This window comes from Algoriphagus sp. (assembly GCF_039969895.1).
Classification (GTDB): Bacteria; Bacteroidota; Bacteroidia; order Cytophagales; family Cyclobacteriaceae; genus Algoriphagus.
Genome location: NZ_JBDVMZ010000012.1, coordinates 563,396 through 576,935 on the forward strand (window position 1 = coordinate 563,396; position 13,540 = coordinate 576,935).

At 42.3% G+C, this 13,540-nt stretch carries 13 protein-coding genes; 10 read left to right on the plus strand and 3 right to left on the minus strand.

The window, feature by feature from the left end; all coding sequences use genetic code 11:
- Positions 1-47 precede the first annotated feature (47 nt).
- From cysD to metK, 6 genes are all read left to right on the plus strand, one after another.
- Positions 48-947, plus strand: a complete 900-nt coding sequence (gene cysD / locus ABJH64_RS08650; protein ID WP_348274995.1) for a sulfate adenylyltransferase subunit CysD — start codon at positions 48-50, stop codon at positions 945-947.
- A gap of 145 nt (positions 948-1,092) precedes the next feature.
- Positions 1,093-2,349, plus strand: coding sequence for a GTP-binding protein (locus tag ABJH64_RS08655; RefSeq protein ID WP_348299236.1), 1,257 nt, complete (start codon positions 1,093-1,095; stop codon positions 2,347-2,349).
- A gap of 95 nt (positions 2,350-2,444) precedes the next feature.
- Complete coding sequence (locus ABJH64_RS08660) at positions 2,445-4,544, plus strand: nitrite reductase (RefSeq protein ID WP_348274506.1); 2,100 nt, start codon at positions 2,445-2,447, stop codon at positions 4,542-4,544.
- Positions 4,541-5,311 carry a uroporphyrinogen-III C-methyltransferase gene (gene cobA / locus ABJH64_RS08665; RefSeq protein ID WP_348274507.1) on the plus strand — a complete coding sequence of 257 codons (771 nt, stop codon included), beginning with the start codon at positions 4,541-4,543 and terminating at the stop codon, positions 5,309-5,311. Before ABJH64_RS08660 ends, cobA begins: the two co-directional genes overlap by 4 nt.
- A 130-nt stretch (positions 5,312-5,441) precedes the next feature.
- Positions 5,442-6,017, plus strand: coding sequence for a bifunctional precorrin-2 dehydrogenase/sirohydrochlorin ferrochelatase (locus ABJH64_RS08670; RefSeq protein WP_348274508.1), 576 nt, complete (start codon positions 5,442-5,444; stop codon positions 6,015-6,017).
- A 106-nt stretch (positions 6,018-6,123) separates the two neighbouring features.
- Positions 6,124-7,377 (plus strand): methionine adenosyltransferase, encoded by a 1,254-nt coding sequence (gene metK / locus ABJH64_RS08675; protein ID WP_348274509.1) that lies wholly within the window; start codon positions 6,124-6,126, stop codon positions 7,375-7,377.
- Positions 7,378-7,442: 65 nt separating this feature from the next.
- Here metK and ABJH64_RS08680 read toward each other — a convergent pair whose 3' ends face one another.
- Positions 7,443-8,426, minus strand: a complete 984-nt coding sequence (locus ABJH64_RS08680) for a D-alanine--D-alanine ligase (RefSeq protein WP_348274510.1) — start codon at positions 8,424-8,426, stop codon at positions 7,443-7,445.
- Positions 8,427-8,659: 233 nt separating this feature from the next.
- Here ABJH64_RS08680 and ABJH64_RS08685 point away from each other — a divergent pair, with 233 nt between their 5' ends.
- Positions 8,660-9,373, plus strand: coding sequence for a hypothetical protein (locus tag ABJH64_RS08685; protein WP_348274511.1), 714 nt, complete (start codon positions 8,660-8,662; stop codon positions 9,371-9,373).
- A gap of 64 nt (positions 9,374-9,437) precedes the next feature.
- Here the strand turns inward: ABJH64_RS08685 and ABJH64_RS08690 are convergent, their stop codons facing one another.
- Positions 9,438-9,677 (minus strand): hypothetical protein, encoded by a 240-nt coding sequence (locus ABJH64_RS08690; protein ID WP_348274512.1) that lies wholly within the window; start codon positions 9,675-9,677, stop codon positions 9,438-9,440.
- A gap of 108 nt (positions 9,678-9,785) precedes the next feature.
- Between ABJH64_RS08690 and ABJH64_RS08695 the strand changes: the two genes are divergently transcribed.
- The 3 genes from ABJH64_RS08695 to atpC all read left to right on the plus strand — a co-directional run bounded on the left by ABJH64_RS08695 (position 9,786) and on the right by atpC (position 12,286).
- Positions 9,786-10,265, plus strand: a complete 480-nt coding sequence (locus ABJH64_RS08695) for a C40 family peptidase (RefSeq protein WP_348274513.1) — start codon at positions 9,786-9,788, stop codon at positions 10,263-10,265.
- Positions 10,266-10,416: 151 nt separating this feature from the next.
- Positions 10,417-11,919, plus strand: coding sequence for a F0F1 ATP synthase subunit beta (atpD, locus tag ABJH64_RS08700; protein ID WP_348274514.1), 1,503 nt, complete (start codon positions 10,417-10,419; stop codon positions 11,917-11,919).
- A gap of 121 nt (positions 11,920-12,040) precedes the next feature.
- The gene (gene atpC, locus ABJH64_RS08705) at positions 12,041-12,286 is read left to right on the plus strand and encodes an ATP synthase F1 subunit epsilon (protein WP_057936785.1); all 246 of its coding nucleotides are present in this window, start codon (positions 12,041-12,043) and stop codon (positions 12,284-12,286) included.
- 119 nt (positions 12,287-12,405) lie between these two features.
- Here atpC and ABJH64_RS08710 read toward each other — a convergent pair whose 3' ends face one another.
- The gene (locus tag ABJH64_RS08710; RefSeq protein WP_348274515.1) at positions 12,406-13,527 is read right to left on the minus strand and encodes a hypothetical protein; all 1,122 of its coding nucleotides are present in this window, start codon (positions 13,525-13,527) and stop codon (positions 12,406-12,408) included.
- Between the last annotated feature and the right edge of the window lie 13 nt (positions 13,528-13,540).

Below are 13,540 nucleotides of genomic sequence, written 5' to 3' on the forward strand. Positions count from 1 at the left end.
GAGTACAATTTCATCTCGTAAATCGTACTTCGTAAATCATAAATACCATGAACAACCTATTAATACCTAATCCAAAAGAAGCAGAATCGATTCACATCATTCGTGAAGTGGCGGCGCAGTTTGAGCGTCCGGTTTTGCTTTTTTCTGGAGGAAAAGACTCTATTACGCTGGTGAGACTGGCTCAAAAGGCTTTTTATCCAGCTAAAATCCCTTTCCCTTTGTTGCACGTGGACACCGGACATAATTTTCCTGAGACCATAGAATTCCGGGATAGATTGGTGGAAGAACTTGGATTGGAGCTGATTGTCAGAAATGTGCAGGATTCTATAGACCAAGGAAAAGTCCGTGAGGAAAAAGGCAGGTATTCCAGTAGAAACTCTCTGCAGACTACCACACTTTTAGATGCAATCGAAGAATTCAAATTCGATGCTTGTATCGGTGGAGCGAGAAGAGATGAGGAAAAGGCCAGAGCAAAAGAAAGAGTGTTCTCAGTGAGAGATGACTTTGGTCAGTGGGATGAGAAAAATCAACGTCCGGAGCTTTTTGATATGCTAAATGGTAAAATCCATAATGGACAGAATGTTCGTTGCTTCCCGATCTCAAATTGGACTGAGTTGGACGTGTGGGAGTATATCAAAACAGAAAATATTGAGATTCCATCGATCTACTTTGCGCATGAGCGAGAAGTATTCCTTCGTGATGGGTTGATCTGGACTGCCAACGAGCATGTGTTTCGTGAGGAACATGAAGAGGTTCAGGTGAAAATGGTGCGATTTAGAACGGTGGGAGACATGACTTGTACAGCCGCTGTATTCTCGGAAGCAGTTTCTCTCGACGATGTAGTGGGGGAAATTAGAAATTCTTCCATCTCCGAGCGAGGTGCCAGAATCGATGATAAGCGATCCGAAGCTGCGATGGAAACCAGGAAGAAAGTGGGATACTTCTAGAAGTAGCAACGTCATTGCGAGAAGGAGGTAAGAACGACAGCCTGTCCCGATTTTTTTTGTCGTTATGCTGCTTCTCCAGAAGCAGCATGAATTACGTCCAGCTTCTGGAGAAGCAGGACAACAGAGAAACTTAAAACTGAACAACATGTCTGAAAATAGAAAACTTATAAAAATTGCTACCGCAGGCTCTGTCGATGATGGCAAGAGCACGCTGATTGGGCGATTACTGTACGATACTAATTCACTGACAACTGATAAAATCGAAGCAATCGAGCGTAGCTCCAAGCAGCGAGGTTACGATTACCTGGATTTTTCCCTAGCTACTGATGGTCTGGTCGCTGAGCGTGAGCAAGGCATCACGATTGACGTCGCGCATATTTATTTCAATACAGAAAAGACCAATTTCATCGTAGCTGATACGCCAGGTCACGTGGAATACACGCGAAATATGGTCACTGGTGCTTCTACTTCTCAGGTTGCGATCATTTTGATAGATGCTAGAAAAGGAGTGATCGAGCAGACCTACCGTCACTTTTTCATCGCCAACTTGCTGCGTATCAGCCACGTAGTTGTAGCGATTAATAAGATGGATTTGGTAGGTTATAGTGAAGATGTCTATTTGAAAATCAAGGCGGATTTCGATGCATTGGTTGCCAAATCAGATTTCGCAGAAGATCAGATCAACTTTATTCCTGTTTCTGCACTGAAAGGTGAGAATATCGCCAGAAAGTCTGAAGAGATGTCATGGTATGTAGGAAATACCTTGTTGGATCATTTGGAAGTATTGGAGCCTAAAGATTTGGAAGAAAGTACGGCGGCCAGATTCCCAATTCAATATGTCATCCGTCCAAAGACGGAAGCCTGGCATGACTTCAGAGGTTTTTCGGGAATGCTCTATGGAGGAAGCCTGAAAGTTGGTGATGAGGTTACACTTTTGCCGTCCTTGACTACTTCCAAGATTAAAAGCATTCACTATTTCGATCAAGAGATTCAGGAAGCTGCTCCGGGGAGTTCCATTGCGATCACGCTAGAGACAGAAGTGGATTTGAGCCGAGGAGATATGATGGTCAAAAGCTCGGCAATTCCACGCAGCGAGAAGCAGATTACCGCTACGATTTGCCAAGTAAACAACAAGGCACTCACAGTAGGTAAAAAATACATTTTGCAACATGGAGTAAATCGTGTCATGGCAAAAGTAGAACAGATCGATTCCCGAATTCATACGGATTTCACTGGAGGTGAGGCTGCGCATTCGCTTAAGTTGAATGACATCGGGCGGGTACATTTACGACTAAATAAGCCGATTCATTTTGACACCTATAAGTCAAATAAATCAAATGGAAGCTTTATTCTAATCGATGAAGCAGAGTATGATACCGTTTCGGTTGGATTCATAGAATAGACCTAAAAGTGAAATATTGGATAGCGGTAAAGTAAACTTATCAACTTTCTAACCTTACCATTTTTCAACTCCGAACCTCAAAAACCTAGTAAGCCATGCAAAGTTTCAGAACAGAACTTGAAAACAATATTGTAGAACAGGATATCATCGACCTAGAAAAGAAAATTGCGCTTTTCAATGGAGGTAATATAGATGAAGAAAAATTCCGTAGCCTTCGTCTGGCGCGAGGCATCTATGGCCAGCGGCAGCCAGGTGTGCAGATGATCCGAATCAAACTGCCTTATGGTCGAGTTTCTTCGGATCAATTGCGCAGAATTTGCAAAGTTTCTGAAGAATATTCTACAGGAAGATTACATATCACTACACGTCAGGATATCCAGATTCACTACGTGAGTTTGGACCGTACGCCGCAGCTTTGGGCGGAACTGGAGCGGGATGATGTGACCATCCGTGAGGCTTGTGGTAATACCGTAAGAAATGTCACTGCTTCAGAAACAGCCGGCATCGATCCTAATGAGCCATTTGACGTAACTCCTTATGCAGATGCTACATTCAAATACTTTTTAAGAAATCCGATTTCTCAGGAAATGGGTCGTAAATTCAAGATCTCTTTTTCCTCTTCAGATGAGGATACTGGCCTTAGTTATTTGCACGATTTAGGATTTATCCCAAAAGTAAAGGTTATCGAGGGACAGGAAGTTCGTGGATTCAAGGTGATGCTTGGTGGCGGGCTTGGTTCTCAGCCACGTCATGCGGATGTATTCTCAGAGTTTGTGGAGTCAGATCAGATCATTCCTTTTGCGGAAGCTGTGATCAGAATCTTTGATCGCTATGGAGAGCGGGCAAAAAGAATGAAAGCCAGAATGAAATTCCTGATCAAGGACATTGGGTTAGATGCATTTTTGGAATTGGTGGAAAATGAGAAAAAAGCACTTCCGTTCAAGTCTTATCCTATTGATCATGAGTCTTATGATGCTGCGCAAAAACTTCCCGATGCTCCATCGGCTTCTGTAGAAGAGGAGCTAGGCTTGGACTTTGAGCATTTCAAGCTCACCAATATTTTGCCTCAAAAGCAAAAAGGCTATGTCTCTGTTGGTGTTAGAGTTCCGCTTGGGGATTTCTATACAGATCAAGCAAGAAAACTGGCGGATTTGGTAGAGAAATATGCAAGCGCAGAAGTTCGTTTTACACTTCGCCAAAACTTCCTAATCCGTGATGTTCGTGAGGATTTGGTTCCATATTTCTACAAAGAGCTGAAGGAAATCGGTTTGGCTTCAGCTGGTTATAATTCTTTGGGTGATATCACTGCTTGTCCGGGTACAGATACTTGTAACCTTGGCATTGCTAGCTCAACTGGAATTGCGGCAGAATTGGAAAAAGTGATTCTTGCTGAATATCCTCAATACCTGAAAAATCAGGATTTAGTTATCAAGATTTCAGGCTGTATGAATGCCTGTGGCCAGCACAATATGGCTCATATTGGTTTTCAGGGCATGTCCATGAAATCCGGAAAAGTTGTAATTCCTGCGCTTCAGGTACTCCTAGGAGGGGGAAATATGGGTGATGGTAATGGACGCTTTGCAGATAAAGTGACGAAAATTCCAAGTAAAAGAGGTCCTCAGGCATTGAGAATCTTACTGGATGATTTCGAAACAAATGCAAATGGTCTGGATTTCCTGAGCTACTATGACGAAAAAGGGCAGATCTATTTCTACGATTTGTTGAAAGAACTCGGTGATGCTTCTACGGTGACTCCAGCCGATTATGTGGACTGGGGAAATACTGAAGAGTATAAAATTGCCGTGGGTGTGGGTGAATGTGCCGGAGTGGTACTTGACTTGGTGGCTACCTTGCTTTTGGAAGCGAAGGAGAAAATTGATATCGCCCAAAAATGCCTGGAAGAAGGGCGCTGGTCTGATAGCATATACCATCATTACGCAGGCTTGATCAATGCCGCAAAGGCGATCTTGCTCAGCGAAAGTGTGAGCACAAATTCCTACGCAAATATCATCAAGCAATTTGACGAGGTATTTGTAGAATCTGGTAAAATTGATTTGGGAGGATCATTCTCTGAAAAAGTTTACCAGATCAATCAAAACGAACCTAATGAAGAGTTTGCAAATGCTTATGCAGCGCAGGCTTTGGAAATCTACGGATTGCTGAAAAGCTACCGTGAGGAAGAGGTGACTGCATGAAGTCCTTAGTCCAACCGAAAGTAACGCTGGTCGGAGCAGGTCCGGGTGATCCTGAATTGATCACGCTCAAAGCAGTCCTGGCACTGAATAAGGCCGATGTAGTCTTATATGATGCGCTGATTGATCCGGTTTTATTAGATCATGCACCTGATTCCGCATTAAAGGTATTTGTGGGGAAAAGAGTTGGGAAACATTCTTTGCCACAACAAGACACCAATCAACTTTGTGTCAGTTTAGCCAAAAAGCATGGACATGTGGTACGTCTTAAAGGTGGAGATCCCTTTGTCTTTGGACGGGGATCTGAAGAAATTGAATATATAGAAGCATTTGGTGTCCCTACTGAAATGATTCCCGGGATTACCTCAGCGATTGCTGTTCCAGCTTCAGCGGGCATTCCGGTGACGAAAAGAGGTGTTTCAGAAAGCTTTTGGGTGGTAACTGGCACGACTTCAGCCGGAGAACTATCAAGAGATTTAGCTTTGGCAGCACAGTCCACTGCAACTGTTGTGGTGCTGATGGGAACTAGGAAATTATCTGAGATTTCACAGGTTTATAGTAAGTTTGGAAAAGCTGATCTGCCGATAGCGATTATTCAAAGTGGTACAACTAGCGAAGAAAGGATTGTAGCTGGGTATATTTCTGATATCGTTCATAAAGCAGAGGAAGCTAAAATCGAAGCTCCGGCGATTATTATCATCGGCGAGGTAGTTCGAGAAAGCGTGAAGCTGGCTGAGGTGTATCGGGAAGCGGTAAAGTATATCCTTTGAGAGTTTTTTAAACCTCGAAGGTTTTTGTTAATATATATAGTGTACGGTGTTTAAAAGGTTTTAAACCTTCGAGGAGATTTCTCAATCTTCCCTCTCTCGAAATGACACCTCAAAAGTTATCCTAAATCACATGAACCACCTCTATCCTATTTTCTTGAAAGTGCACGAACTCAATATCCTGCTTGTGGGTGGAGGATATGTGGCGACTGAGAAATTGGAATTTTTGCTTAAATCGAGTCCTGAGGCACAAGTGACGGTGATTTCGCCGATGTTTCGTCCTGAGTTTATAGCCATGGCAGGAAAGACGGATACGGTCACCCTGATCGAAGATCGCTACCACGAAAAATACCTGGGAGGAAAGCATCTCGTGATCGGTGCGACGGATGATAAATCTGTCAATCGGCAGATCCGTGAAGAGGCCAAAGAGAGGTTTCTCCTAGTCAATATCGCCGATACGCCGGAGTTATGTGACTTTTATCTGGGTGGCATCGTGACCAAAGGCAACTTAAAGATCGCCATCAGCACCAATGGTAAATCCCCAACAGCAGCTAAGCGAATTCGCCAATTATTGGAAGATGTACTTCCGGAGGAATTGGATGAGTTGCTTAATAATCTCAATGCTTACCGTGAAACTCTCAAAGGGGATTTCGAATACAAAGTGAAAGCAATGAATGAAATTACCGAGGGGTTTATGAAGAAGCATTAAGCCAAAGATCATAATATTCATTAATCACTTAGAGGCTCGGTTTTTTATTTCCTCCAGTTCCCGTATTTTTGGGCTTTCTTAAAATACGCATTATCACTATTTATTTATGGCATATTTATTTACCTCAGAGTCTGTATCTGAGGGGCACCCAGATAAAATCGCAGATCAAATCTCTGACGCGTTAATTGACAACTTTTTAGCCTTCGACCCAAATTCCAAAGTAGCATGTGAGACGCTTGTTACGACTGGGCAGGTGTTCCTTGCTGGAGAGGTGAATTCTGACATTTACCTTGACGTGCAGAAAATCGCCCGTGACGTGATTAACAGAATCGGTTACACTAAGAGTGAGTACATGTTTGAGGGTAATTCCTGTGGTGTGCTTTCGGCGATTCACGAGCAATCTGCGGATATCAACCAAGGAGTGGATCGAGCAAATCCAGAGGAGCAAGGAGCAGGTGATCAGGGAATGATGTTTGGCTATGCAACTAGCGAAACTGAAAACTACATGCCATTGGCATTGGATTTATCTCACATGATCCTTCGGGAACTCGCAGCTTTGAGAAGAGAGAATAAGGACATCACTTACCTAAGACCAGATTCCAAAGCTCAGGTAACCATAGAATACTCTGACGATAATGTTCCGCAGCGAATTGAGGCAATTGTAGTCTCTACTCAGCACGATGATTTTGATGAGGAGGCTAAAATGCTTGCCAAAATCAAGACTGATATCATCTCTATTTTGATCCCAAGAGTGAAAGCACAGTTGAAGCCAGCGCTTCAGAAGTTGTTCACTGATGATATTAATTACCATATCAACCCAACCGGGAAGTTTGTGATCGGTGGGCCGCATGGTGACACTGGTTTGACCGGTAGAAAAATCATCGTAGATACCTACGGTGGAAAAGGTGCACATGGTGGAGGAGCTTTCTCTGGAAAAGATCCATCTAAGGTTGACCGTTCAGCAGCTTATGCTACGCGTCATATCGCGAAAAATATGGTGGCTGCGGGACTTGCAGATGAAGTTTTGGTACAGGTTTCCTATGCGATAGGAGTAGCTGAACCGATGGGTATTTATATCAATACTTACGGAACAGCTAAGGTTGATATGCACGATGGAGCAATTGCGAAGAAGATAGAGCAATTATTTGATATGCGTCCTTATGCAATTGAGCAACGCCTGAAGCTACGTAATCCTATCTATGAAGAAACGGCAGCTTATGGGCACATGGGGAGAACCAATGAAGTAGTGACTAAAACTTTCATTTCTCCATATAGAGATAAAATAGTTCTGGACGTGGAGCTTTTCACATGGGAAAAATTAGACTACGTGGATAAGATTAAATTTGCATTTGGACTATAAAAACAAAAGCTCTCGATGTAAATCGAGAGCTTTTGTTTTTTACTTCGATCTTCTAGTTTCGGTCTTCAAAACATCTCCTCGATCAGCTGAGTGTAAAACTCTTTGATCTCCATTCCTGTCGCTTTTACTTGCTGAGAAATCAAGCTCGTCTCTGTTTGTCCAGGCACGGTGTTGATCTCGATGAAGTAAAACTTCCCGGTTTCATGTTGGAGAAAGTAATCTACCCTCACGGCTCCTTTACAATTTAGTTTTTCATAGATCTTAGGAATAATTCGCTCAACTCGAGCTACTTCCTCGGCGCTTTGGCGACCAGGCGTGATTTCTTCGGTTACTCCAGGAATATATTTGGATTCAAAGTCAAAAAACTCCTTGCTGCTTACGATCTCAGTGGCTGGTAGGACGGTGATTTCTCCTTTTCCCTTAAAACTGCCGATAGAGAATTCCCGACCGGACACGAACTCTTCCACCAATACTTGTTTGTCTTCTGCAAAAGCTTTTTCCAGCGCTTCCGGAAGCTCCTCCCAAGTCTTCACCTTGGACATTCCTATGGAGCTCCCGCCATTATTTGGCTTGATGAAAAGCGGCAGAGTTAGTTCTTCTTCTATGCGTTTGAGATTTTTAGCAGAGTTTTCAAAAAGTTGGAGGGACTTAGCAATGTGAAGTTCTTCGATATCGTCCACTATGGCCTTGGTATAGCCTTTGTTCATGGTGATGGCGGAGCTCAGCTGATCGCAGGTGGTGTATGGAAGGCCGATCATATCAAAGTAGCCCGCAAGTTTTCCATCTTCGCCTGGTGAACCATGAAGGATATTGAATACACCGTCAAAGGAGATTTTCTCATCTCCTATCTTAATGCTGAAATCATTGAGATCTACAGGTATTTTTTCTCCCGAATCACTCAAATAGTGCCAGTCCTGCGGATAGATCAAGATTTTATATACCTCGTAAAGCTGACGATCGATGGTTTTTTCTACCATTGCGGCACTTTTTAGCGAGATCACAGATTCTCCGGTGTATCCACCGGTCACAAGGGCGATTTTTCTCTTCATAGGGAGTTGGAATTGACGCTACGAATTACTCGATTTTTTTGGAAGGGCGAAAAGAAATTTAAAACTTATCTCGACCAGCTTTGCTGATTAAAGAAATAATTGGTTTTTATCGCTGTGAATAACATATTTGTAGGTATTGCATTGATTTTTACAAAATTTATTTTGTATCTCTAGCTGTAGCATACTATTGCCTTCTTGCGTACTAGAGTTATTCAGACATAAATTCTATCCCCATGAGAACTATTACAAATTATTTCCCCGTGTATATTTTTATCGGTTTCATGATATTTAGTTGTGACTCTATGGAAGACCCACAATCAAGGTTATTGCCAGATTCCGTAGGTTTTGAAGGGGTTTTGCCGGATGGCAGTGATTTTGGAAATGTTGATATCAGGTCTTCCAATGGATTGACTACTTCAGGTATAAATCGAGTTTATACAGGACGACACTTCCTTTCAATCAGAAATATTGACACGGGCTGGTCTTTGGATTTGGAGACACCGGGAGTACTTTTTACCAAAGAGATTCCGGCAGAAGCACTGCAGGAAAATGATGGATCAGCGTTGAAGAACTATTTCACTGAGAATTATTCTTATGCATTGCTATTGGAAAAACTCAAAGATGAGGAACAAAAAGCATTAGCTGATGCCGATTACAATGGAATTGAAAATTTCAGAATATCATTAACTCAACAAAACGAATACTTCGCTTACCTTCAAAACACGAGCAATCCCAAGGAATCAGGCAGTGTAAGAGTGTTAAAAGTAGAAACCGGATTGGTTCAAAATACGCAGGGGCAGGATGTGCGAAAAATTGAGGTAGTGCTAGAGCTGGATCTCTTGCTTACTGCATCAGAAAGCAGCATCTCTCCTCAGATAGGATCGCTAAAGGGATTGGCTAGATTAAGGTACCGAGAAGATTTTTATCAGGGAGAGATAGAGGATTAGTTAAGAAATTATTTTACAAACATCTGTATTTTTTTCTCTGCCTTCCTTCGGGAAATAGCTATTTCTAATCCAACTTTATCTGATCCAAGTAGAACTTCATCCTTGTATGATCTCTAGGCAAAAAGTCAATTTTATCGATTTTGTCCTGTTTATGATTGTAGAAAACTTCCACGTATTCGCTATCGAGAAGGTAGAGGTTTACCTTGTGCTTGTAATACCGAATGCCTACAACGAAGGTGCCCTCGGTGTAGAGGGTGGTGATTTTTTTATGAAAAGGTAAACCCGCGAATTCTTCTTTGCTCATATTCTAATTAGGACTCCTGTTAAGGTAAGGAATTGAATCTTAGTTTTTGCCAGATAAAGGTTGATTTCTGATGGACTTCGGCTTATACTTGAAGCAACAAAAACCACTATGCTGCCCAAACAATTCCGCTCTTCAGCTTTTTTTCTAGTTTTAGGTTTGATGCTGGCCTCTTCTTGTGCATCCAAAAAGAAAATGGCAAATGAGCCTTTCAATACTGTCATTCAGACAGCTAGGAGCTATACAGGAACGCCTTATCGCTATGGAGGAACTACCCGGGCAGGCATGGATTGCTCGGCTTTGGTCTATCATTCTTTCTACTCCGTGGGAATTACGATGCCGCGAATCTCTGCTGATCAAAGCAAAATGGGAAAGAGTATTCGCGTGAGTGAAATCAAACCAGGGGATGTGTTGTTTTTTGCTACTGGCAAGAGGAAAAAGGTAGTCACTCATTCAGGGATCGTCACGGAGATCTCCAGAGGAGATGTTCGGTTCATTCATTCCTCTACTTCACTAGGAGTTTCAGAAGATTATCTGAGTAATAATTATTGGTCAAAAGCATTTTTGTTTGCCAGGCGGGTACTGGATTGATTATCAGTTTGGTGGCTTTTTGTAGCCTGTCTTCAGATAATTAATTGATCTGCGATAGATTATTTCCCAAATATCCTTTGGGGTTAGGCATTATTGGTTAATTTTGCGGTCGAATTCAAAAAGCATATCCTTTTTACATTTCAATTATCAGATGGCAAATATTGGAAAGATAACTCAAGTGATCGGGCCCGTAGTGGACGTGTCCTTCGGAGGCGGCAAGCTGCCTAACATCCTTGACGCGGTAGAAGTTACCAAAGAAAATGGCCAAGTGGTCGTAATGGAAGTTCAACAGCACTTGGGCGAAGATCGAGTGAGAACTATTGCAATGGACTCCTCTGAAGGGATGGTTCGTGGCATGGAAGTAAGAGACTTAGGCCAGCCTATTTCTGTTCCTACAGGTGAAGGCATCAAAGGTCGTCTTTTCAACGTAGTTGGGGAGCCTATAGATGGTCTTCCTGCTCTTCCAGAAGGAAAGAGACTGCCTATTCACAGATCTGCTCCTCGTTTTGAGGATCTTTCTACAGCTACAGAAGTACTTTTCACAGGTATCAAAGTAATTGACCTGATCGAGCCTTATGCAAAAGGTGGTAAGATCGGATTGTTCGGTGGTGCTGGTGTTGGTAAAACTGTATTGATCCAGGAATTGATCAACAACATTGCGAAAGCATACGCTGGTCTATCTGTATTTGCAGGTGTAGGTGAAAGGACAAGAGAAGGGAATGACTTGCTTCGTGAAATGATCGAGTCAGGCATCGTAACTTACGGTGATGACTTCGTCCACAGCCTTGAAGAGGAAGGTGGATGGGATCTTTCTAAAGTTGATTTGAAAAAGCTAGAAGACTCAAAAGCAACTTTTGTTTTCGGTCAGATGAACGAGCCTCCTGGGGCGCGTGCACGAGTTGCCTTGACAGGTTTGACTTTGGCAGAATATTATAGAGACGGTGAAGGCGATGGTGCAGGTAAAGATATTCTATTCTTTATTGACAACATCTTCCGATTCACACAGGCAGGTTCTGAAGTGTCCGCACTTCTTGGACGTATGCCATCTGCGGTAGGTTACCAGCCAACGTTGGCTACAGAGATGGGTACTATGCAAGAGCGTATTACTTCTACTAAAAACGGCTCGATTACGTCCGTTCAGGCGGTTTATGTACCTGCGGATGACTTGACGGATCCGGCTCCAGCGACAACTTTTGCTCACTTGGACGCTACTACAGTACTTTCCAGAAAGATCGCCGAGCTAGGGATTTATCCTGCGGTGGATCCGCTGGATTCTACCTCTCGTATCCTCTCTCCAGACATTTTGGGAGATGAGCATTACGGATGTGCACAGCGTGTGAAAGAGATTCTTCAGCGTTACAAAGAATTGCAGGATATCATTGCGATCTTGGGTATGGAAGAGCTTTCTGAAGAAGATAAGCAAGTGGTACACAGAGCTAGACGTGTGCAGCGTTTCCTTTCTCAGCCATTCCACGTAGCTGAGCAGTTTACAGGCTTGAAAGGTGTATTGGTAGATATTAAAGACACCATCAAAGGTTTCAACATGATTATGGACGGTGAGTTGGATCACCTTCCTGAGGGAGCTTTCAACTTAGTGGGTAGCATCGAAGATGCCATCGCTAAGGGAGAGAAAATGTTGGCTGAAGTAAGATAAATTGGTTGTTAGTTGTTGGTTGCTGGTTTTGAAAAACTAACGACCAATAACTAATAACATTTCTATAATTTACCGGAGGGTTTTATCTTTTAAAGGGAAGTCTCCAAACGATAAAAATTCCATGCATTTAGAAATCGTCACACCGGACAAAAAAGTATTTCAGGGTGAAGTATCCGAGGCCAGTTTTCCTGGCGCCAACGGATCATTTCAGGTGCTGAATAATCACGCTCCGATCGTATCGGCTTTGGCAAAGGGAACAGTTTCCTTTACTACGCCTGAAGGCAAGCAATCCATGATCGTGGATGGCGGAGTAGTGGAAGTGAAAGACAATGTAATTGTATTGCTAGCTGAGAAAGTAGTCGCTTAAGCAATTCATCTGAATAGTTAGAAAAGGTCTCCTGTGTAAATGGGAGACCTTTTTTTGGTGTAGTTGTGAGATGAGCTTTTCCAAAATTTGGAACTTTGGAAAAGGTGTGGGATTCTACCTTACTCTTCAATAGGCTTTAAGACAGCACGTTTGATGTATTTATCATCGTACTTCATCATGCTGCCTTCATAAAAATATAAGGTATCATTGACCACTCCGGCAAGCATTCCGATGTCAAGTATGCCCTTCGGGTTTTGGGTTTCATACCATTTTTTTTCCTCCTTATTAAACAGCAATAGGTGAGTAAATCGTGTCTTTTGGATCCCTCCTTCTCCAATTTTCATCCAAGTTTCAATATAAATAGCCTTCTCATCCTCATAAATAGAGTTGAAATAATGATTGTCAGGAGTCTTCGTGCTTTGCTTCTCTCCAGCCATAACGCTATTGAAATCAATGATTCTATCGGCAGACCTCAATTGGTAATTAAATACCCTGCTTGGAGGTAGATCAACATGCTCAAGCTCTTCACCTTCAGTGGAATATCGGTACAGTTTTTTGCTGTGTGGAAAGGAAAGTAAAATATTTTGGTCATAGTCGCCCATTTTCAAATAGTTAATCGCGCTCAATGACCCTTCCATGACTTTATATTCCGCTGGATATTCCATTATTGATTTTTGAATTTCTCCATTACTATCAAAGAAATAAAGGAGATTACCTGAATTTCGATAGAAATCAGGCAGATAGGCATCGTGTTTTAGGTCGTATAATTCTACCAGAAAGCCACTTTCTGTTTTTTTAAACTCTGCTCCAATTGTTCTGATGATTTTGTCTTCTGGAAGCTTTAGTCTTATTTTTTTCAAAAATTCCTGAGTCGCTACATTGAATACAAGTACTGACTGGCTTCTTTTGTCTATGATATAGACAATGGGATACTCTGAGACATCATAGGACGAAGGCATGAAAGATCCGATAGGAAAATCCCCTGAAGCAATGTTTCCTACCTGTTCGCCATTTTTACGAATAATTCCTACAGCGGGAGTTCTATTGGAGGAGACGGCCAACAAACTATCCCCGATTAATTCTACTTTAGCGGTTACATTCATGAAAAAGAGCTTTTCTTTGACTAAAGTGGAATCCACAATCACAAGCTCAATTAAAGTAGGAAGAGCATCCTTTTTCGCTGATGATTGACAAGACCAAATAGCGAAAAAGAATGCTCCATATAAACAATACTGCTTCATTTTGATAAATTAA